General features: G+C 50.5%; 21 protein-coding genes. 5 read left to right on the forward strand and 16 right to left on the reverse strand.

Annotation, left to right across the window (positions count from 1 at the left end; all coding sequences use genetic code 11):
* Nucleotides 1-12: 12 nt before the first annotated feature.
* Nucleotides 13-591 carry a hypothetical protein gene (locus OIM59_RS08130; RefSeq protein ID WP_299173587.1) on the reverse strand — a complete coding sequence of 193 codons (579 nt, stop codon included), beginning with the start codon at nucleotides 589-591 and terminating at the stop codon, nucleotides 13-15.
* A gap of 197 nt (nucleotides 592-788) precedes the next feature.
* On the opposite strand from OIM59_RS08130, the gene OIM59_RS08135 reads away from it, so the two are divergent.
* The gene (locus OIM59_RS08135) at nucleotides 789-1,586 is read left to right on the forward strand and encodes an ADP-ribosylglycohydrolase family protein (protein ID WP_299173590.1); all 798 of its coding nucleotides are present in this window, start codon (nucleotides 789-791) and stop codon (nucleotides 1,584-1,586) included.
* Here OIM59_RS08135 and OIM59_RS08140 read toward each other — a convergent pair.
* The 8 genes from OIM59_RS08140 to ppdK form a co-directional block, all read right to left on the reverse strand.
* Nucleotides 1,565-2,833, reverse strand: coding sequence for a FimB/Mfa2 family fimbrial subunit (locus OIM59_RS08140; RefSeq protein ID WP_299173592.1), 1,269 nt, complete (start codon nucleotides 2,831-2,833; stop codon nucleotides 1,565-1,567). The two genes, OIM59_RS08135 and OIM59_RS08140, sit on opposite strands and share 22 nt — an antisense overlap.
* 600 nt (nucleotides 2,834-3,433) lie before the next feature.
* Nucleotides 3,434-4,012 (reverse strand): hypothetical protein, encoded by a 579-nt coding sequence (locus OIM59_RS08145; protein ID WP_235816655.1) that lies wholly within the window; start codon nucleotides 4,010-4,012, stop codon nucleotides 3,434-3,436.
* A 73-nt stretch (nucleotides 4,013-4,085) separates the two neighbouring features.
* Entirely contained in the window at nucleotides 4,086-4,787 is a 702-nt protein-coding gene (locus tag OIM59_RS08150; protein WP_299173597.1) for a hypothetical protein, read from the reverse strand.
* Nucleotides 4,788-5,043: 256 nt separating this feature from the next.
* The gene (locus OIM59_RS08155; protein ID WP_072542428.1) at nucleotides 5,044-5,715 is read right to left on the reverse strand and encodes a GNA1162 family protein; all 672 of its coding nucleotides are present in this window, start codon (nucleotides 5,713-5,715) and stop codon (nucleotides 5,044-5,046) included.
* Nucleotides 5,712-6,059, reverse strand: a complete 348-nt coding sequence (locus tag OIM59_RS08160; RefSeq protein WP_299173600.1) for a DUF4810 domain-containing protein — start codon at nucleotides 6,057-6,059, stop codon at nucleotides 5,712-5,714. Before OIM59_RS08160 ends, OIM59_RS08155 begins: the two co-directional genes overlap by 4 nt.
* Nucleotides 6,056-6,394: a hypothetical protein gene (locus tag OIM59_RS08165; RefSeq protein WP_072542427.1), complete on the reverse strand. Its 339-nt coding sequence runs from the start codon at nucleotides 6,392-6,394 to the stop codon at nucleotides 6,056-6,058. Before OIM59_RS08165 ends, OIM59_RS08160 begins: the two co-directional genes overlap by 4 nt.
* Nucleotides 6,395-6,396: 2 nt before the next feature.
* A complete protein-coding gene (locus tag OIM59_RS08170; RefSeq protein ID WP_299173606.1) occupies nucleotides 6,397-7,335 on the reverse strand; it encodes a CsgG/HfaB family protein in 939 nt (312 codons plus the stop codon).
* A gap of 159 nt (nucleotides 7,336-7,494) precedes the next feature.
* Nucleotides 7,495-10,221 carry a pyruvate, phosphate dikinase gene (gene ppdK, locus OIM59_RS08175; protein ID WP_303896096.1) on the reverse strand — a complete coding sequence of 909 codons (2,727 nt, stop codon included), beginning with the start codon at nucleotides 10,219-10,221 and terminating at the stop codon, nucleotides 7,495-7,497.
* A gap of 232 nt (nucleotides 10,222-10,453) precedes the next feature.
* Between ppdK and rlmD the strand changes: the two genes are divergently transcribed.
* The 3 genes from rlmD to OIM59_RS08190 all read left to right on the forward strand — a co-directional run bounded on the left by rlmD (nucleotide 10,454) and on the right by OIM59_RS08190 (nucleotide 13,499).
* Nucleotides 10,454-11,872 (forward strand): 23S rRNA (uracil(1939)-C(5))-methyltransferase RlmD, encoded by a 1,419-nt coding sequence (gene rlmD / locus OIM59_RS08180; protein WP_299171522.1) that lies wholly within the window; start codon nucleotides 10,454-10,456, stop codon nucleotides 11,870-11,872.
* A gap of 69 nt (nucleotides 11,873-11,941) precedes the next feature.
* A complete protein-coding gene (locus OIM59_RS08185) occupies nucleotides 11,942-12,853 on the forward strand; it encodes an RluA family pseudouridine synthase (RefSeq protein WP_299171524.1) in 912 nt (303 codons plus the stop codon).
* A gap of 10 nt (nucleotides 12,854-12,863) precedes the next feature.
* Nucleotides 12,864-13,499, forward strand: a complete 636-nt coding sequence (locus tag OIM59_RS08190) for an HAD family phosphatase (RefSeq protein ID WP_299171527.1) — start codon at nucleotides 12,864-12,866, stop codon at nucleotides 13,497-13,499.
* A 201-nt stretch (nucleotides 13,500-13,700) separates the two neighbouring features.
* Here the strand turns inward: OIM59_RS08190 and OIM59_RS08195 are convergent, their stop codons facing one another.
* The 7 genes from OIM59_RS08195 to OIM59_RS08225 form a co-directional block, all read right to left on the reverse strand.
* The gene (locus OIM59_RS08195; RefSeq protein WP_299171530.1) at nucleotides 13,701-13,910 is read right to left on the reverse strand and encodes a hypothetical protein; all 210 of its coding nucleotides are present in this window, start codon (nucleotides 13,908-13,910) and stop codon (nucleotides 13,701-13,703) included.
* 16 nt (nucleotides 13,911-13,926) lie between these two features.
* Nucleotides 13,927-15,792 (reverse strand): ABC-F family ATP-binding cassette domain-containing protein, encoded by a 1,866-nt coding sequence (locus tag OIM59_RS08200; RefSeq protein ID WP_299171532.1) that lies wholly within the window; start codon nucleotides 15,790-15,792, stop codon nucleotides 13,927-13,929.
* 33 nt (nucleotides 15,793-15,825) lie between these two features.
* Nucleotides 15,826-16,650, reverse strand: a complete 825-nt coding sequence (locus tag OIM59_RS08205; protein ID WP_299171535.1) for a DUF3805 domain-containing protein — start codon at nucleotides 16,648-16,650, stop codon at nucleotides 15,826-15,828.
* 39 nt (nucleotides 16,651-16,689) lie between these two features.
* Nucleotides 16,690-17,067: a VOC family protein gene (locus OIM59_RS08210; RefSeq protein ID WP_299171538.1), complete on the reverse strand. Its 378-nt coding sequence runs from the start codon at nucleotides 17,065-17,067 to the stop codon at nucleotides 16,690-16,692.
* A gap of 31 nt (nucleotides 17,068-17,098) precedes the next feature.
* Nucleotides 17,099-17,824 carry an MBL fold metallo-hydrolase gene (locus tag OIM59_RS08215; protein ID WP_299171540.1) on the reverse strand — a complete coding sequence of 242 codons (726 nt, stop codon included), beginning with the start codon at nucleotides 17,822-17,824 and terminating at the stop codon, nucleotides 17,099-17,101.
* Between the two features lie 5 nt (nucleotides 17,825-17,829).
* On the reverse strand, nucleotides 17,830-19,017 hold the full coding sequence (locus OIM59_RS08220; protein ID WP_299171813.1) for a hypothetical protein: 1,188 nt from the start codon (nucleotides 19,015-19,017) through the stop codon (nucleotides 17,830-17,832).
* A gap of 99 nt (nucleotides 19,018-19,116) precedes the next feature.
* Nucleotides 19,117-19,494, reverse strand: a complete 378-nt coding sequence (locus OIM59_RS08225) for a RidA family protein (RefSeq protein ID WP_072542674.1) — start codon at nucleotides 19,492-19,494, stop codon at nucleotides 19,117-19,119.
* A gap of 307 nt (nucleotides 19,495-19,801) precedes the next feature.
* On the opposite strand from OIM59_RS08225, the gene rho reads away from it, so the two are divergent.
* Nucleotides 19,802-21,814 carry a transcription termination factor Rho gene (gene rho / locus OIM59_RS08230; protein WP_299171545.1) on the forward strand — a complete coding sequence of 671 codons (2,013 nt, stop codon included), beginning with the start codon at nucleotides 19,802-19,804 and terminating at the stop codon, nucleotides 21,812-21,814.
* Nucleotides 21,815-21,861: the final 47 nt, after the last annotated feature.

A 21,861-nucleotide genomic window follows, 5' to 3' on the forward strand; every position in this document is an offset into this window, starting at 1 on the left:
TTTAATTTATATTTAATCATCATAACGTCTTCTTCTGCGCCCCGCTCCAGAATATCTGTGAGAATAACTTCTGCGTGTCACCCGTTCCATCGATTTGATTACGATGAAAGCACCGATTACCACAAAAAACAGACTCCAGCCTATGCGGCGAAGTATGAAATGATTCATCACCGAGCGCAGTTCCCCCGCCATTGCCGGTGCAATCGTTTCTGGTGTATGGCCTGAAAAATCAGCCAGGTTCACAAAGTAACCTACCAATGGCCACTGGTCCATGATTTGTTCCAATATTATCTGGCTTTCCGCTTGATTATATACGGTTCCGACAGGAGCGCCCCTTACCCAGTCATTGATGGCATATTCCACCTCATTGCAATAAGATTTAATGGTTACCGCTCCACAAAGCAAAACGGCCTGGACTGAAAGGAAGAAAAATAGGATAACGCCCACAATGTAACTTACCGGCGTAAAAGTGCTGTCACGGCGCCATGACCGAATCAAGACAAACATCAACAATATCCCTGCTACCGTGAGAAGAACTCCCAAAAACAGATTACCGATAGAATATCTGATAATATGAAATAAAACCCCCATGTTTTTCCTAGCTTTTAGATAATACAACAAAGTCAATCACCACAAATATATAAAATTTTTCACAAAGCATACATTTCTTGTTAATAAATCAAAGTCATCAGACATTTTTTTTGCTCTTTTTTGTCAATCCATATCATCCTCCCCCTTATTCATTCATTTTTGCACTATCTTTACACCCACAAACAAAAAACTATCCCATGATTGGAAGCATTCTCGGCGACATCGTAGGCAGCGTCTACGAGTTCCATAACATCAAGACCAAGCGATTCCCCCTTTTCACCCCGCAGAAGGGATATACCGACGACAGCATCCTGACCCTCGCCACGGCCGACTGGCTGCTGCACGGCGGGGACTGTGCGACGTATTATTTCCGCTATGCCACCTGCTACCCGTGTCCGCTGGGCGGCTTCGGCGGACGTTTCCGCGAATGGCTCCGGCAAGGACAGCAGACGGGACAGCTCCTCCCCTACGGCAGCTGCGGCAACGGCTCGGCCATGCGCGTAGGACCCGTAGGATGGGCATTCCGCACCGAAGAAGAGACCCTGGAAGCGGCCCGCGTCTCCGCCGCCTGCACGCACAACCATCCCGAGGGCATCAAGGGAGCGCAGGCCACGGCCCTCTGTATCTTCCTGGCCCGATGCGGGAAACGGAAGGAGAACATAAAAAATACCGTCGAAGCAAAATTCGGCTACAACCTGAATTTCACTTGCGACGGTATCCGTGACTCATATAAGTGGGACGCTACCTGCCAAGGCACCGTGCCCCAGGCCATCCGTGCTTTTCTGGACGGGACGGATTTTGAAGACTGCATCCGCAACGCCGTCTCACTGGGCGGCGACAGCGACACGCTGGCCTGTATCACGGGCAGCATCGCTGAAGCGTTCTACGGCATTCCCCTTGCCCTGCACGCACAGACGATGCATTATTTGCCGCCACTCTTCCAGCAGATTGTGACGCAGTTTGAGGCGTTATATCATTCTACGGCAGTATCGTGAAGCACTCCCCATGCGTCGTTCAAGGTGACCAGCAGCTCATCCGACTTCGAGAGGTCGATGGGCGCATCCTTTTCGTCGGCACCCGGCTCTGCCTCCAAAGTGGCTGAGTCTTTTCCTTCCGTATTGTCCGTAAACAGTTTCTTACCGATGGAGTAGAAATTATTGCGGCGGATGTCATACTGGTATTTCGTTCCATCGCTCGGAGCCTGTGCCACAGTGACATTCAGCACTTTCAGCTCCTTGTTGCCGCTGCCCAAGATGTGGATGCTCAACGTCTGGCTGGCCACATGCTCCTCGTAAGGCAAGACGAAGCGGCCACCGAAAAGTGAGTGGTCCACACATTTCAGGGATTGGTTTTCAGGCATTCCGTCTGCCAGCTGGTATTTCTTGCCATCTCCCCCTTCTGCGTTGAAGGTATAGGTCTCACCCAATTTTGCTACCGAATAGTTGCTTGCCGCACTCATGGTAAACGTCAGCAAATCAGCTGTTCCTGAATTTCCACTATCCCACTTACCATTCAAATCAGCTGTAGAAGGGAAAGTAAACCCGCTGGCTTCACGGTTGGCTCTCACCACCACCTTCTCCACCTTCTCGTTATTGACGTAGGCGGGTACATTCTTGAAGTAGGCCAGCATACCAGCCACCTGACGCTCCATCGTCACCTTGGGCTGGGTGGTAAACTTACCTTCCTCCGTGGCAGATACCGTAACCGAACCGGCAAACAGTTCCTCCACGTCAAAGCCTGTCAGTTTATTGACAGTCGTAAAAGTGTTGCCCGACAACGTAGCCGCATAGGGGTCCGTATCTCCGTTATAGGCATAAGAAATAATCGTGTACTCCCCGGCCTTCAGGCCTGCCAGCTTGATTTTCTTGAGACCGTTCTCACGGCTTGCCTCCCCTGCACCTTCAGTGGAAACCGCACTGTTCCATGCGGCACCCGCCTCATCCATCGGGTCATTGCTGCTCACCGCCGCACCGTCAATCTGCGTCACAGTGACTCCTTCGGCCACAGCACCGTCTTTCAATACGAAAAGCTTGTAATGGTCCACATTGTTGGCGGCTGCCGAACTTCCCACCGGACGCGCCGCGCGCGAATTGGCGTTTGTCAGACTAATTTCAATCATTGCTTCTCCTGGAGATAATGTGTCATCTCCGCCTTGCGCAGTTGTGGCAATTTCTTCGTTACTACACCCTGCCCATGCCAACATCAGCGCAAAAGCAGACATTTTGAATACATTTTTCTTCATAAGTTAAATTTAAAAATTAAAATCAAACACTCTCGCCTATAAAAACTCATTTTCTCCGCATGTTGTTCATGGGATTTTCACTGTCAATTTTTCGGCCTGAAGTGGGGTTTCCTGACTTTCCGAGTGTCGCAGCCAATGAAAAGTCACTGATAGCAAACAAAATAATGCATTCTTTCTCTAGATTACATTTTTTTGGCGATTTGTAGGATTATCCGATTATTTTCTTTACATCCGCACGATTTTTTACACTTTTTAAGAATATAAGATTCCGTTTTCGGACAGATTTCATTTATCCATGTACCAATCTACCGTAATTCTGCCGTCCTTTTGTCGCCACAGAAGGAACTGTCTGGAATCAACCGGTTCCGGCTTCTCATCCGGTCCGTTTGCAGTCTGAAAATATGTGAAGTTTTCCACAGAAATTAAGGAATCTTTTTCCCTCCCAAAGTGCCTTTACGCTTCCCCAGAAAACGCAAGTGCGTTTACACCAAAACGTCCTTACGTTTTACCCAAAACACAAGTGCGTTTAAAGGAAAACGTAAGGACGTTTTTTCATCCTATGAGACCCGCTGATTCACAGGCGCTTGCAGAATCCGTCTCTCAAGCCGGGAAACCGCCCGGCACCTGGCTGAGTTGTACTTTCTCGAACTTGTAGCCCAGGCGTTTCAGCTCGATGGCCGCCCCTATGCGGAACATCGTCCGGCAGGCACGGGCAAACACGTGGAAGGCCCGCGGACTCTGCGGCTCAATCTGTTCGTGGCGGATGGCATCTACCGCATACTGCGCACAGCGGCGAATCACTTTCTCCAGACGAGCGGCCTCCGCCCCGTCGAGCGGCAGTCCGAGCAGGTCGTGCACGATGTGCTCGTCCATGTCGTCAAAACCCTGCTCCCCGTAGTACGACTGGTAAGTGGCCTGCATGCAAGCCTCCCAGTCCTCGTCCCAGTGGCAGGCCACACCCAACCCCAGGTAAGCCGCCCAAGCCACCGACACCGTAGGATAGTCGGGAATCTGCTCCACGGCATCGGCCATGTATTCCGGTGCCAGGTCGTGCCAGCGCTTGTCCAAATCCTCGGTGGCCAGCAGCGTGCCGTCGAGCACCCCTTCGTGGGTACACAAATGCAGCAGGTTCTGCTGCAATCTCTCTTCAAAATGCTTCAAATATTCCGTATCAATCATGTTTTTCTGAATTTTCCGCCAAAGATAAGTGTTATATGAGACATTTTACACCTTGCGGGCGGATTTTTGCGGGTCATTTCCTCAGTTGCCGCATGACAGAAGGGATTTTATCTTCCAAATACGCCTGCCAGTGGGAAGGAGAAAAGCCCATGCTGGTGTGATGTATAGCTATGAAAGGCACCCGCCGTCCACCGGCACTCAAGAACCATCCCTCCCGCGGAAAGCCGTTGATGTAAACGGAATCATCCTGCCTGATTGCATAGTTCCCTTCTCCCACCCCTTCGATGCCGGTCTCGCTTCGGGTTCCGATAAACAAGCAAAAATCCGGCAGAAGCACGTCAGACAGGCCGGACAAGCATTTCCATGCGTTCATAAAATCCTCGTACGCCGGCCGTTCATCTCTTGCCCGCATCACGCGCTGGATGAAATTGTAGAATGCTATTTTGGACCAGAAATCATTCCGGCTCTCCAGACTGTCTTTCCCGAACAGACTGTACAATCCGGCAAACATCCTCCAAGGAGCATCGGAAGTTATCGCACAGTCCACTACGGCTCTGGTGGCATCTTTCTCCAACAGTTCCTCCAAGGCCTCCTGCGAAAACTCGTTCCCGTCTGTGGCATAATGACTGTCACCCAGAACAAGCACCTTAGGAGCCTGTCCGGCATAACGTGCCCCTACCCACGGATACCTTTCCAGCCGTCCCGCACGATTTCCTTCCATCAGCACATCCAACTTACGGTCGAAATCCGTAGTCATAAGCTCTTTTGTTTCCATCTTTTTCTTGATTTAATTCCACATTCATGCTTCTGTTCACTGAGACAAAGTTATCATTGAACACGATAAATTTAGTGATTTTATCCGAATATTTCCAACCGTCAAAGTACTACATTATCCCTTATGCCAAACTTACGTCAAGGCAACAAAAAAGGGCGTGTTCCCGTCGGGAACAGCCCTTGAAAAAAATGGTTTTTCTATAGAAAAACGATGCGTGACGCAGTGCGCCTCACACGACCTTATAATTTTCGGAGAATTATTTCACAGTCGCTTTAATATAACTTTTACCAGCCTCCAGGTTCTGGTCTTTGCCATAATTGGGGCTGTATTTCCCCACAGGCATATCACTCAACACAAAAGCATTGCATTTTCTTCCTGCCACCACTTTATCTGTCATGGCAGTACTTAAAGCCGTGGCAGCCATACTTACGACAGTTCCCAGTAATCCGCCTCCTGCATTGACACTTGTGTCTACATTCATCAAGCCTTCCCTGTGGTAAAGAGTTTCTCCTGTAGAAGTGGAACGCAAAATATATTCTATGTCCACAGTCAGTTTTCCAGTCATCGTTTTCCGGCTCCAGGATTTTATAACCGTAAACATCGCCGCATCTGCTCCCAACACTTTCTTGAAGATATTTATGTCATTTTCCAGAAACATCTCGCTGTCGTATGCACTTTCTGTCTGAAACATCTCCATTGTCAGATAAGGTGAATACACATAATAGCCTTTCTCACAAAGCGGCATATACATCGTAGTATAAAAGAAATCTTTTGCTTCTACGGAATTCGTCTGATTGATGGGAGGCATGATAACTATGGAAACAGGTTTCTCCTCGTATAACTTAGCATACTGCTTTCCGCGTGTAATCGTTTCCGCACATGAAGACAGTAGTATAATAGCTAATGTAACAATTAAATAGTTTTTCATTTTTCAAGCTGTTTAATGATTCTTGAGATATATTTTTCCGACTCCGGATAAACCTTTATTTCTTCCTTCAAGAAAGAAAGGCCTTCCTCTTTCTTTCCGGTCCGATATAACATATAGCCGTATTCCGCATACAATCCCGGAGGAACGACCCCTCTGGAACCCTTTTGCTTGTCAATCATCTTTTGATACTGTTCCAGCACTTTCACTTGAAGTTCTTCCGTGCTTTTCTTACTGTACTGATAAGTCACGTCTTCATAATTATACCACGAATACAATGGCTTCACGGTAGTACAAGAAGCAAAAGCCAGCATACAAGTACCCATAAATAGAATTTTTCTCATCATGGCAATGTGATTATTTTAGTTTCCTGAGTAGACACAAATATTTCCTTACTATAAATCGATTTTCCATTGTAAATCACGTCAATCTTCTTCCGCCCGGTAGAAACCGCATACGATGTTCCCTTGCGATTGGCATTTTTAGCCTTGACGACCTTCGCCTCAAAAGGCTTTTTGCCATCCAGCATAACGGTCACTTCCTTTCCTGCATATTCACCCGGACTAGTGAAGAGCAAATAAGCCATGTCTTCTTTTCCACTTTCCTGAGCCACAGGATAATGAGCCTTGCATCCGCACAGCAATGCAACCAGCCCAACAATCATCCATAATCTTGTTTTCATAATTACTTGGATTCTTCAATATAATATTCACTTAGTTTCGTTGCATCAATCGGAGCTGTGGCTGATACCTCCACAAAAGAATATTCAGTTTCCGGAGTATCGCCCCCTGTAGATATCACCTTGACCGTACCTATTTTCTTTCCTGGCAATTCAATCATCAAACCCGTCTGAGGATTTTTCACTTTCTTACCTTTTGACTTCACGCAGAATACATCCCCTTCTTCTATGCCTTGACTTTTTCCACCTGCAATCAACACCGCATCCGTATCATAAGAAAGGAAATAAGTTCTCCATGGTTTGTCTGTACATTTATTAATGATATTCTCCACCAGCTGTCCAATGGCTTCAGAAATGGCCTTGTCACTCAGTGTGGCATCAAAATCAGCACGTCCACCTATACCCATAGTTGTCTTAGTGGTCAAATCGGCAGAACCTTTTGCCTCATCCGAATAAATAATCAGGCCTGTAGACACATCTACCAGACGAATAGCTACCGCCGCCTCCACGGTCTGTGTTTTTGTGGTAGTAAAGACACCCGATTTCCCGGTATTCTTCCGGCCAAATTCCGTAATGGAACCAATAATCATATAATCAGCTCCGACCGTGGCCAAACCGTTCTCGCCCTTTTGGGCTTCTTCAAGCAAAGTGGACAAATCGCTTCGCTCCAACAGCAGGAATTTTCCGGAAGCAGCCAGCTTAGCTGAAAGAATATCCAGCGCTTGTTTGCCCATCGGATCATTCTCTTTATCATAGAATATGCCCTTCGCATATTGCGTTTCATTTGAGAACCGTCCAATTGCCACTTTACGCTTAATTACTTTCCCGCTAGTAGCTGCTTGTGTTTCTTGCGGGGTTTCTACTACCTCAACTTTTCTTTGAGCGTAACTCATGTCGACCAACAAGCATGCACACACAGCAAACAAACAAATTCTTTTCATCATACTTCATACTTTTTTAATCTATAATCAATATCCTGAGGTAAGTTTAGACATCCTTATTCAAGGGACATGTCAAACTGTAAAAACAAATGAAGAAAAAAAAGCTTCAGGGATTTCTTTCGACAATTATCCCCAAAGCTTTTCCATAAATTCAATAAAATATTACTTCATCTCTTCAATAGCAGCCTGCGCCGCAGCCAGTCTGGCGATAGGCACGCGGAACGGAGAGCAGCTCACGTAATCCAAACCTACCTTGTGGCAGAACTTCACGGAAGTCGGTTCACCGCCATGCTCGCCGCAGATACCGCATTTCAGGTCGGGACGTACCGAACGGCCTTTGGCTACGGCCATCTCGATGAGCTGTCCCACTCCGTTCTGGTCGAGCACCTGGAACGGGTCTACCTTCAAAATCTTCTTCTCCAGGTACACCGGCAAGAAGGAAGCGATGTCGTCGCGCGAATAACCGAAGGTCATCTGTGTCAGGTCGTTCGTACCGAAAGAGAAATATTCGGCGTGTGAAGCGATGCGGTCGGCGGTCAGGGCGGCACGCGGCACCTCAATCATGGTACCCACCTTGAACGGGATTTCCACACCTTCTTCCTTGAACAGACGGGCAGCCGTTTCACGGATCACCTTTTCCTGTGCCTCGAACTCATACAGGATACCGATGAGCGGCACCATGATTTCCGGATGCGGGTCGTAGCCTTCCTTCTTCAGCTCGCAGGCGGCACCCAGGATGGCGCGGGTCTGCATTTCGGTGATTTCCGGATAGGTATTTCCCAGACGGCAGCCGCGGTGACCCAGCATCGGGTTGTGCTCGCAGAGGTTGTCCACACGCTGACGGATGTATTCCACGGTCACTCCCATGGCCTCGGCCATCTCTTCCTGACCCTTCAGGTCGTGCGGCACGAACTCATGCAACGGCGGGTCGAGCAGACGCACGTTGACCGGCAGTCCGTCCATGGTCTTGAAAATTTCCTTGAAGTCGGCTTTCTGGTAAGGCAACAGCTTGTCGAGGGCTTTCTTGCGGCCTTCCACATCCTCGGCCAGAATCATTTCGCGCATGGCGATAATCTTTTCGTCGTCGAAGAACATGTGTTCCGTACGGCAGAGTCCGATACCCACGGCACCGAAACCGCGGGCATCCTGTGCGTTGCGCGGCGTGTCGGCATTGGTACGCACTTTCAGACGGGCGTACTTGTCGCAGAGTTCCATCAGTTCGGCAAAGTTGCCCGACAGCTTGGCCGGCTGGGTCGGGATTTCTCCGGCATACACATAACCGTTGGTTCCGTTGATGGAGATGTAGTCGCCTTCCTTCAGCACCACCCCGTCGATTTCCACCGTACGGTTCTTGTAGTTCACGTTGATGGCTCCGGCACCGGATACGCAGCACTTACCCATACCGCGGGCTACGACGGCTGCATGCGAGGTCATACCTCCGCGGGCGGTCAGGATACCTTCTGCAGCCTGCATACCGGCCAGGTCTTCCGGTGAAGTCTCGATACGTACCAGCACCACGCGATGACCGCCGTCATGCCATTCGGCCGCATCTTCGGCAAAGAAGACGATACGTCCGCAGGCAGCTCCCGGAGAGGCCGGCAGACCGCGGGTCAAGACGCGGGCACGTCCCAGCGCTTCCTTGTCGAACACCGGATGCAGCAGTTCGTCGAGCTTGTTCGGCTCGCAACGCATCAGGGCCGTCTTTTCGTCAATCATGCCCTGGTGCAGCATTTCCATGGCGATGCGTACCATAGCGGCACCCGTGCGCTTTCCGTTACGGGTCTGGAGGAACCAGAGCTTGCCTTCCTGTACGGTGAACTCCATGTCCTGCATGTCGTGGTAATGGTTTTCCAGCTTGGTCTGGAGTTCGTCGAGTTCCTTGTAGATGGCGGGCATGGCTTCTTCCATGGAAGGATACTTGGCCACACGTTCCTCTTCCGAGATGCCCTGCAGTTCGGCCCAGCGCTGAGAGCCGATTTTCGTAATCTGCTGCGGCGTGCGGATTCCGGCCACCACGTCCTCACCCTGGGCATTGATCAGGTATTCACCGTTGAACAGGTCTTCTCCGGTAGCGGCGTCGCGTGAGAAGCAGACACCTGTGGCCGATGTCTCGCCCATGTTACCGAAGACCATGGCCTGCACGTTCACGGCTGTTCCCCACTCTGCCGGGATGCCTTCCATCTTGCGGTAGAGGATGGCGCGCTCGTTCATCCACGAATCGAATACGGCACAGATGGCGCCCCACAGCTGTTCGTAGGCGCATGACGGGAATTCCTGTCCGGTCTGTTTCTTCACGGCTTCCTTGAAGCGGACCACCAGCGTCTTCAGGTCGTCCACGTCGAGTTCGTTGTCCAGACGCACGCCCTTGGCCTTCTTCACGTCCTCGATGATGGCTTCAAACGGGTCGATGTCTTCCTTGTTCACGGGTTTCATGCCCAGCACCACGTCGCCGTACATCTGCACGAAGCGGCGGTAAGAATCCCAGGCGAAGCGCGGGTTGCCGGTCTTGCGGGCCAGTCCCTCTACCACCTCGTCGTTCAGTCCCAGGTTCAGGATGGTGTCCATCATTCCCGGCATGGATGCTCTGGCACCCGAACGTACGGAAACGAGCAGCGGATTTTCCACGTCGCCGAATTTCGACTTCATCAGGCTCTCCACGCCCTTGATGGATTTCTCCACGTCGTCTTTCAGCAAGGCAACCACATCGTCTTTTCCTTTCTCAAAATATTCGTTGCAGACCTCCGTAGTGATGGTAAATCCCGGAGGTACAGGTACACCAATCAGATTCATTTCGGCCAGGTTTGCCCCCTTTCCACCCAGCAAGTTTCTCATGTCAGCTTTTCCTTCGGCATGTCCGTTCCCGAAGGTGTAGACTCTTTTCTTTTCCATGTTTTCTTATTTGATAAGGTTGAATAATTTTTTTCCGTTGGTTAACGAGTGTGTTTTTCGTTGGTCAACGGCGCAAATCTATACATATTTTATTACATTCCAAATTTTACAAAGATATTTTTCGACATATTTTGCAACATAGACTTTACAAAATCAACTTCTTTCCAAAACATAGCAGAATGTCAGGAAAAATATATAAATTTGCTCCCAAATTGGTTTTATTAAAAAAAACGTGGCAAGAAAGAAAAAAGAACTTCCCTTATTGGAGAAGGTAACGATAACAGATGTAGCCGCAGAAGGCAAGGCCGTGGCTAAAGTGAATGAACTGGTAGTGTTTGTCCCGTATGTAGTGCCGGGCGATGTAGTTGATTTGCAGGTGAAACGCAAGAAGAACCATTACGCCGAAGCGGTGGCCGTGAAGTTCTACGAGAAATCTCCCCTGCGTGTGGAGCCGTTCTGCAGCCATTTCGGCGTGTGCGGAGGATGCAAATGGCAGTGTCTGTCGTACGAAGAGCAGCTCAGGTACAAGCAGAAACAGGTGTTCGACAACCTCACCCGCATCGGGAAGGTGGAACTGCCGGAATTCCGTCCCATCCTGGGTTCGGAAAAGACCCGCTTCTACCGCAACAAGCTGGAGTTTACGTTCTCCAACAAGCGCTGGCTCACTGAAGAGGAGGTGAAGCAGGACGTGAAGTACGACCAGATGAACGCGGTGGGATTCCACATCCCGGGAGCGTTCGACAAGGTGCTGGCCATCGACAAATGCTGGTTGCAGGACGACATCTCCAACCAGATTCGCAACGCGGTGCGCGACTATGCCTATGCGCACAATTTCCCGTTCTTCGACCTGCGCTCGCAGGAAGGCTTGCTGCGTAACATCATGATCCGCACCTCGTCTACGGGCGAACTGATGGTGGTGCTGCAGTGCAAGGTGACGGGCGATGACGACCGCCGCAAGATGGAGGAAATCCTGCAGTTCATGGCCGACAAATTCCCGCAGATTACCTCGCTGATGTATGTCATCAACAACAAGTGCAACGATACCATCGGCGACCTCGACGTGGAGGTGTTCAAAGGCAACGACCACATCTTCGAGGAGATGGAAGGACTGCGCTTCAAGGTGGGACCGAAATCGTTTTACCAGACCAATTCCGAACAGGCTTATAATTTATATAAGGTGGCACGCGAGTTTGCCGGACTCACGGGCAACGAGCTGGTGTACGACCTTTACACAGGTACGGGCACCATCGCCAACTTCGTGGCACGGCAGGCACGCAAGGTGGTGGGCATCGAGTATGTGCCCGAAGCCATCGAGGATGCCAAGGTGAACTCGGCCCTGAACGGCATCGACAACACGCTGTTCTATGCGGGCGACATGAAGGACATCCTCACCAACGACTTCATCGCGGAGCACGGACGCCCGGATGTCATCATCACCGACCCTCCCCGCGCGGGCATGCACAACGACGTAATCGACGTGATTCTGGCCGCCGAGCCGAAGCGTATCGTCTACGTGAGCTGCAACCCGGCCACACAGGCACGCGACCTCCAGCTGCTCGACGGCAAGTACAAGGTGACTGCCGTACAGCCGGTCGACATGTTCCCCCACACGCACCACGTGGAGAATGTGGTCCGCCTGGACAGACGCTGAACGCACGCACTTTATTCCCGAACCGATAACTAACCAAAGATTACGATACACAAAGTGGCAAGAAAAAATATGAACGGTAACGGACGGCGCCCCTTCCCGCGGGCTGCCGCCAAATATACGGTCTATCCGGTCACCGAGCCGGCGGAACTGATGGAGTTCCTCATGAAGAAGATGGCGGGCATCAGCCGCACGCGCGTGAAGGCTCTCCTGTCCAACCGCGTAGTAATGGTGGACAACAACATCCAGACACAGTACAACTATCCCCTCAAACCGGGCATGAAGGTGCAGGTGAGCCGGGAAAAGCATAACCACGAGTTCCGCCATCCGATGCTGAAGATTCTCTACGAAGATGCGTACCTCATCGTGGTGGAGAAGAAAGAGGGACTGCTCTCCGTGGCTACCGACCACCAGAAGGAACGTACCGCACAGCATATCCTCAACGAATATGTGAAACGGGAACACCGCAACAACCGCATCTTCGTGGTGCATCGCCTCGACCGTGAAACGTCGGGCATCATGATGTATGCCAAGGACGAAAAGACGCAGCACACGCTCCGCGACAACTGGCACGACATTGTGTACGACCGCCGCTACGTGGCCATCGTCATGGGCGACATGGAGAAAGACCAGGGTATGGTGCGCTCCTGGCTCACCGACCGCAAGCTGTATGTCAGCTCCTCGCCGGTAGACGACGGAGGAAAGCTTTCCATCACGCACTACCGCACCATCAAGCGGGCCAATGGCTACTCGCTCGTGGAACTGCAGCTGGAAACGGGCCGCAAGAACCAGATCCGCGTTCACATGCAGACGCTCGGACATCCGATTGTGGGCGACGCACGCTACGGCTGTGAATCCGACCCGCTCGGACGCCTGGCGCTTCATGCCTTCAAGCTCTGCTTCTACCATCCGCTCACGGGCGAACGCATGGAATTTGAAACGCCTTACCCCGGCCCGTTCAAGAACCTGATGCTGAGAAAATAAAAACGACATTATGATAACGAACCTGATTTTCGATTTCGGAGGGGTCATCGCCCCCATCAGCCGCGAAAAGGCGGTCGAGGCTTTCGAACGCCTGGGACTGGCCGATGCCGACCAGCGTCTGGACAAGTATCACCAGACGGGCATCTTCCAGGAACTGGAGGAAGGAAAGATTTCTCCCGACGAATTCCAGCAGAAGCTGGGCGAGCTCTGCGGACATACACCCGACTGGAACGAGACCCGCCAGGCATGGATGGGTTACTTCACGGGACTGGACGAACGCTTGCTCGACTGCCTCAAGGAACTGCGCAAACGCTACAAACTGTTCGTGCTAAGCAACACCAACCCTTACGTGATGGACTGGGCGTGCAGTCCGGAATTCTCCTCGAAGGGAAAACCGCTGACGGAGTATTTCGACAAGCTCTACCTGTCTTATCAGATTGGCGTGACCAAACCCGACCGGCGGATTTTCGACTTCCTGATAGCCGATGCCGGCATCGACCCGGCAGAGTCGCTCTTCGTGGATGACGGACCGGGCAACGTACAGGCGGCACGCGCGCTGGGCTTCCAGACTTACTGCCCGCGCAATGGAGAAGACTGGCGCGATGCACTGGCAGCGTTGCTTCAAAAATCCATAAACATCCGCTAAGGTACACATCATTGTAAAACCAGCCACTCTTTTCTATTACTTTGCCAACAAAAGGCCACAATCAGGACAAAGAGAATTTAACAAGAACAGGGTCACGATTATTAGCTATTTAGAATATCTCGTCAAAGCAAAAACATAGATTGGGATATCTAACTTGTAATGTATTTTATTACTCCCATCCCCATTGTAATAAGTACTTCTTTATAGATTTGCCAGAATATAGGCCATAAATTCTTCATCATCAACGGCTATATCTTGATTCTCCAACTTGTTTTCTGCCTTAAATGTAATAGAAAATCCATCTGTATTATCAACCATAAAAAACGCAAGTGCGTTTGCTTTTAAACGTACTTGCGTTTTACCTAAAACGTACTTGCGTTTGGAATGAAACGCACTTGCGTTTAAGTCCAAACGTAAAGGCGTTTTTTCAGCCCTCAATTTCACTCAATTCCAGCCAGCGCATGGTCTTCTCGTCGAGCTCGTCATTCAGGGCTGGCAGACGTTTCGATTTCTCCGTCAATTCGTCTACGCTCAACGTGCCACTGCACAAGTCGGCTTCCAACAGCTTCTTTTCCTCCTCCAGGGTAGCAATGTCTTTTTCCAGCTGTTCCAGCTCTTTCCGCTCCTTGAACGTCAGACGGCGTTTTTCGTTCAACCGGACACGCTGGGTCTTGTCCTCCTTCGGTTTGGCGGCCTCCTTATCGTGTTCCGCTTTGGCCAGCTTCCAGTCGCGGTAGTCGGAATAATTGCCCGGGAAATCTCGGATGTCACCCTGACCTTTGAACACCAGCAGATGGTCGACCACCTTGTCCATGAAATAACGGTCGTGGCTCACCACGATGACGCATCCCTTGAAGTTCTGCAAATACTCCTCCAGCACCTGCAAAGTCACGATGTCCAGGTCGTTGGTCGGCTCATCGAGTACCAGGAAGTTCGGGTTCCGCATCAGCACCGTACAGAGATACAGACGGCGGCGTTCTCCCCCGCTCAACTTATACACATAACTGTGCTGTGTTTCGGGAGTGAACAGGAAATGCTGCAGGAACTGCGAGGCCGTAAGCCGCTTGCCGTTGCCCAATTCAATCACCTCGGCAATGTCGGTAATCACGTCAATCACCTTCATCTGCTCGTTGAACTTCAGTCCCTCCTGCGAGTAATAACCGAAACGGACGGTCTCACCGATGTCCAGTGTTCCGCTGTCTGCCTTCTCCAGTCCCATCAGAATCTTGATAAACGTCGACTTGCCGGTACCGTTGTTGCCCACGATACCCATCTTCTCATAACGGGCGAAGACGTACGAAAAATCATCCAGTATCACCAGGTCGCCGAAACGCTTGCAGAGATGGTCGGCCTCGAAAATTTTCGAACCGATGTACGACGCCTTGACATCCAATTTCACGTTCGAGTCATAGCTCCGCTGCTTGGCCACCTTCTCCAGTTCATAGAACGCTTCTTCCCGATAGCGGGCCTTGTGGCCGCGGGCCTGCGGCATCCGCCGCATCCACTCCAACTCCGTGCGATACAGATTGTTGGCACGGGCAATTTCCGCATTGGTCGCCTCGATGCGCTCCTGACGTTTTTCCAGGTAATAACTGTAATTTCCTTTATAAGAATACAGCTGGCGGTTGTCTATCTCTATGATTTCCGAGCATACCCGGTCCAGAAAATAACGGTCGTGCGTCACCATGAGCAGGCTCAGGCTTCCACGGTTCAGGTATTCCTCCAGCCACTCGGTCATGTCCAGGTCGAGATGGTTGGTCGGCTCGTCCAGAATCAGCAGGTCCGGTTCCGTAATCAGCACATTAGCCAGTGCCACCCGCTTCAGCTGTCCACCGGACAAGTGTCCGATTTTCTGGGAAAAGTCGCGGATTTTCAGCTGCGAGAGAATCTGCTTGGCCCGGCGTTCGTAATCCCACGCCTTCTCGTGCTCCATTCGTGCCAGCAGGTCATCCAATCCGGGATTGCCGGGTGTTTCCATGCACCGTTCGTATTCCTTGATCAGTTCCACCGTGGAATTGCCATGATAGAAACATGCCTCGAGCACGGTCAGTTCTTCGGGATATTTCGGGCTCTGTTCCAGATACCCCACGCGCAGGTCACGACGGAAAGTGATTTTCCCTTCGTCATAACCTTCCTTTCCCGCCAGGATATTCAGCAAGGTGGTCTTGCCCGAACCGTTCTTGGCAATCAGTCCGATGCGCTGTCCTTCCGCAATGCCAAAAGATATTTCATTAAAAAGCACCAAGTCGCCGAACGACTTGGTCAGGTTTTCTACTTGTAAATAAGGAGTCATAATTGATTGCTTCTAAAGTCACCGGCAGAAGGCTCAATCCATGGCCGCTTCCACCTCGTTCTTAATCCGTTCGAATTCCGCTTTCAGGTTGCACGGTTGTCCGTTGCGCACCTTGTCCCAAATCAGGGCTACCGGATTCACCCTCACCTTCGAGCCGCCGAACTGCAAGGCCGGATATTCTTTCGGTCCGTCGATGACCGTCACCCATTCCATGCCGTCCATCTCATTGACCAGTATCACACCGAAAGCCATGCCGAATCCTTCCCACGCCTGACGCTGCTTGGGGTTGAAGCGCCCGCTGTCCATCACCTTCTGCAGGTTTGCCAAATCGGCTTCCGTACCCGTGAAGTCCTTGGTCAGCTGCTTCTTGACCGTGGAAACGGCCCAGTCGTAGTCTTCGTTTATCTGGTTGATTTCCAACACCCGCACCGGGATGACGGCTTTCACCGGCTTGTCGGAAGCCCCGCGCACCTTCAACGAAGCCACAATCGCTTCTCCGGCTTTCGGGCTGTCTCCCTTGACCACGGTAAACGAACATTCCACCGAAATCTCGCCCCGTCCGGTCACCCAGATGTGCGTAGTGTACCACACATTGTTTTCCTGAAAGCTCTCGGCCGAATAGACGCAGTCCCAGTTTCCCAGCTTTACTTTCTTGGCTCCGCGCACTTCGCGCACCTCATCCTCCATGCACGCTTCGGCATAATCCGCCCCTTCGCCCCGATAGGCAGAAATGCGGAAATTGCCGTTCCACTTGTCCGGATTATAAAACAGGAAGCTGTCTTCCGTATCCTCAAATTCACACCAGTTGTCGGGGTACTCCAGTGAAAACCACGCCCCCGGAGAGATATATTTTTTCATAACACGTTTGTTTTATGTTCGTATGCCCATCGGACTGATTTACTTCAGCGGAAGAATCTCAATCCAATAATCATCCGGGTCGTTGATGAAATACAGTCCCATCTGCTCATTTTCGAAGCAGACGCATCCCATTTCCTTGTGAAACTTGCGGGCCTCGTCGTAGTCGCCTGCCACCCGCAGACAGAGATGACTTTCATTCTCACCCAGCTCATACGCTTCGGTATGGTCACGCAGCCAGGTCAGTTCCAACAGGAAATCCGAACTACCGTCGGTGAGGTACACCAGGATGAACGAACCGTCGGCCGCTTCCTTGCGGTGAGACTCGTGCAGGCCCAGCGCCTTCTCATAAAACTGGATACTTTTTTCGAGGTTGGTCACGTTGATATTGAAATGGTCAAATCTTCCTTTTATTTCCATGTCTTTTTCTATTTTAGTTTTCTACAATATATCAATCCAAGTCTGTCTGCTGGCCCCTACGAGCAGGTACCCACACACGTGTGCCCTCCTGTGCGGCTAACGGGACGAAAGCCCTTGCCTTTCGGTAAGATTCGTCGAAATGCATCGGTACAAAGATAGCAGTTTTTATCCGTTTCACAAACTGCAAAGGGCCCCGCATGTATTCCCGTCCCAGCCGGGGATCGACCGGAAACAGTACCACATCCATCCGGTCGGTATAAGCAGCAATGTCTTCCAATTCCCGGAGAAAGAAACCTTCATCACGCTTCCATTCCGCTTCCGGACTCTCGTCCATCCAGTGCCAGTTGTTCAGGTCGCCGGCGTGAAACACCGTTTTTCCCTCTATCTTCACCAAGAACGAAACACCGATGTCGGTCGAACCAAAGGCATGGATTTCCAGACAATCATCCTGAAACACATCGCCTTTCCGCATCCGAATTACTTTCCGTTCCTGTTCTTCCTCGGCAGAAAGCATAATGTCGCGCGAAAACACATATACGATGTCCGGCCGAAACGCACTCCACGACAACACTTCCCGGTTGAAATGGTCGTAATGGGAATGGCTGGCCAGCACATACAGCCGTCCTTCCCGTGAAAGAATTTCTTTGTGCAAAATTCCCTTATCGTCCGACCGGGAATCTTCAAAATAATCAAATACGATGGTATAGCCTTCGCCCAACAGGGCAAAGCCGCTATGATACAGATACACCAGTTTCATGAGGTTTATTTTCCAGCTATGGGTTGTACGTATGCCCGCGTGGCCTTGTCTATTTCAAGGAACATGTAGTTCACCTTTCCCGAATGAATCAGGTCTTTATGTTCGTTGTAGATGCGGGTGGCATATTCCTTGGATTTTTCGAACATGAACTTCGACACACTCTCCTGCGACTTGCCCGCCATGGTAGAATCCAGTTTCTCTTCCGGGAAGAAGTCGTCCAGATTCACGTCGCCAATCATGGACGTTTCCAGGAAATGAATGTTCCGGTGCAGACGGTCCGTGTAATAACCCACGAACATGTGGCCCGGCACCCGCACCAGAATCGGGTTGATATTGACGGCTTTCAGCAAAGAGGCAAACAGCACACTTCCGTCCACACAATTAATCTGGGCCGATTTCAGGGCATCGTCGAACGTCCGCACCCGCTGGGTGAACACCACGTTCGAAGAAAGGCTGCTGTTGCTGATAGAACTATACTTGAAGCCTCTTTTCTGCAACACATACCACAAGGCATACACCTGCTTGTCGACCACCGTCGTATCCTTGCTCTGATACCCCCAGAAACGGTTGACGATGCGCGAATCGAGGGCCTCGCGCAACACCTGGCTGATGTTCGGGTTATCCTCGTTCACATACGCGGCAAAGAACTCACCCGTATCGTGAAACTTCATATTGCTGTCGATATACCCCAACAGACACTCGTTGATGCTGCGCACGGAATAGGTATGCACTGCCGAATACACCCGCCCGTTGTTCAGCTTCGCCTGCACGGACACGGTGACCGGCATGGCCTGCGTATTCTCCAGCAACGCCTGGTAATTCCATATCACATCGGGAAAAATCAGGTATTCCTTTCCCGACTCAGGCAAAATAAATTCTGAAATCGAATGTGCAAAGAACGGAGTTTCGGCCAGTTCGATGTGAAGTTTACTGTTGGCATGAGGACTGCGTATCTTGATGGCGATACACGATTTGGGATTGCCCAGATAGGTACTGTCACCCGGCACAATCAACCGGGCATCGGTTGTGGCGGTGGAAAGAATCGTGACCGGGAAAATGTTTCCACCCAGTTCGTCAGTAATTTCCAATCCGGATGAAAAAGGTTCATACCTATAAATATATAAAGTCGCGGCAATGGCCGTCAGAACGGCCAGCACGCAAGTGGCCACTTTCCATTTATTCTCTTTCCTGATTTTAAACTTTTCCAGTAACATCATCACAAAATTACCCGTTAAAAAACACCGGAGCAGACCCGGATAAAAAACTTCCCCCGTGCCTGCTCCGGCCTGCGGTTATCTCACCGCAATACTTTCTATTTCTACCAGCACTCCTTTCGGCAAAGCCTTTACGGCCACAGCCGAACGAGCCGGGAAATCGCCCTCGAAATACTGGGCATACACGGCATTCATGTCGCCAAACAAGGCCATATCAGACAGGAATACCGTAGTTTTCACTACATTGGCAGTAGTCAGTCCGGCTTCAGCCAGCACGTTCTTGATGTTTTCAAACACCCGTGTGGTCTGTTCCTTGATTCCACCTTCCACTACCTCGCCTGTAGCCGGATCTACCGGAATCTGTCCAGACAAGAATACCATACCGTTCACTTCCACAGCCTGGCTGTATGGGCCAATGGCAGCAGGAGCCTTTTCTGTAAAAATTACTTTTTTCATAAGAGTTAATCAATCATTTAAATTGTATTTTCAACGGCTAAATTAGCACATTTCTTTCAATCGGGAGAGAGAAATACGAAAAAAAGTCACCATTTATTCGTGATTATCACAAAAAACACTTACTTTTGTCCTCGCAATGAAGCAAAAGGGTATCTGGAAACGTACTCCGTCTCCTGTTCCCCGGTTCAAAACAACAAACAATCAAAATCATTCGAAATTCAAATACGTGTGAAAGAGGGAGAAGGCCTCTTGAAGGTTTGTCATGTTTCACACGACCAATATTAATTATATCATTATTAACCATTTTATGTACAATATCATTCAATTAAACGACAAGGATTTGTCGGAATTGCAGCAGATTGCCAAAGAGTTGGGTCTGAAAAAAACCGATTCGCTGCGAAAAGAAGAATTGGTGTACCGCATTCTGGACGAACAAGCGATTGTCGGTGCCACCAAAAAAGTGGCCGCCCAACAAAACAATGAAGAACGCAAAGAAGGACAGCCACGCAAGCGTTCACGCATCAGCATAAAGAAAGAAGGGGACAAGGTGTACACCGCCACCAAAGACAAAGCACAAAAACTGGAAGTCAACACCCCTGTCCTTCCAGCCCCTACACCTTTATTTAAAGAAATACCTGTTCCGACCGAAAATACAATGAAAGAAACGGCACCTGCCGAAGGGGAAGCCATCCAAGCAGAGGCTCCGGCTGCTGAGGAAAAACCTAAAGCAAAACGGGGACGGAAACCAGGTTCCAAAAATAAATCAACCTTGGCAAAAGAAGCACTCGAAGCAGAAAAGAAACAAAAAGAAGAAACAACCGCAACAGCTGCCCCCCTTCCTCTTGACGATGACATGGAGCTGCCGCCGTTGGACTTAAGCAATAATGACTTTATTCCTATAGAAGACCTTCCGTCAGAAAAATTTGAGATACCCTCAGAACTGCTTGGCAAATTTGAAGCAACCAAAATGGAGGCTCCTGCTCCAGTTCCGGCCAAAGAGGGCAAACAAAAATTCCAGCCGCGCCAGACTCGCCAGAACAACCGGATCAACCGGAACAACAATAACAACAACCAAGGAAAAGACAATAATACACAGCCGAACGGCCAGAACAATCCTGCGGGACAATCGGCTGCCACCTCTACGGAAGTACCGGCCAACGCCACAGCTCCCGCACCAAAACCTGTAGAAAAGGCATACGACTTCGATGATATCTTGCAGGGAACCGGCGTGCTGGAAATCATGCCCGACGGCTACGGCTTCCTTCGTTCTTCCGATTACAATTATCTTTCTTCACCCGATGACATCTACGTGTCACAGTCACAAATCAAACTGCTCGGACTGAAAACCGGCGACGTGGTAGAAGGTACCATCCGTCCGCCAAAAGAAGGTGAAAAATATTTTCCGCTGGTCAAGGTATCTAAAATCAACGGACTCGACCCGGCTCTGGTACGCGACCGTATTCCGTTTGACCACCTGACTCCTCTCTTCCCCGACGAAAAATTCAAATTGTGCAAGGGATACAACGACAACCTCTCGGCCCGCGTGGTCGATTTGTTCGCGCCTATCGGTAAAGGACAGCGTGCCCTGATTGTGGCACAACCGAAGACCGGTAAGACCATCCTGATGAAAGACATAGCCAACGCCATTGCAGCCAACCATCCGGAAGTGTATATGATTATGTTGCTCATTGACGAGCGTCCGGAAGAAGTGACCGACATGGCACGCAGCGTAAAGGCCGAAGTGATTGCTTCTACGTTCGACGAACCGGCTGAACGCCACGTGAAGATTGCGGGCATCGTATTGGAAAAAGCCAAACGTATGGTAGAATGCGGACATGATGTAGTGATTTTCCTCGACTCTATCACCCGCCTGGCCCGTGCCTACAACACGGTTTCTCCGGCATCGGGCAAGGTACTGTCTGGTGGTGTGGATGCCAACGCATTGCACAAGCCCAAACGTTTCTTCGGCGCAGCCCGTAACATTGAAGGGGGAGGCTCACTGACCATCGTGGCTACCGCCCTGATTGATACCGGCTCGAAGATGGATGAAGTGATTTTCGAGGAATTCAAGGGAACAGGTAACATGGAACTGCAGCTGGACCGCAACCTGAGCAACAAGCGTATCTTCCCGGCTGTCAACATCGTGGCCTCAAGTACCCGCCGCGACGACCTGCTGCTGGACAAGACCACACTCGACCGCATGTGGATTCTCCGCAAATACCTGGCAGACATGAATCCGATAGAAGCCATGGATTTCGTGAAAGACCGCCTGGAAAAGACCAAGGACAACGACGAATTCCTGATGAGCATGAACTCTTGATGACAGTCAGCTATATAAAAAGAAAAGTCCCTTGCACCATGCGTGCA

The organism is Bacteroides mediterraneensis (assembly GCF_025993685.1).
Taxonomy (GTDB): Bacteria; Bacteroidota; Bacteroidia; order Bacteroidales; family Bacteroidaceae; genus Phocaeicola; species Phocaeicola mediterraneensis_A.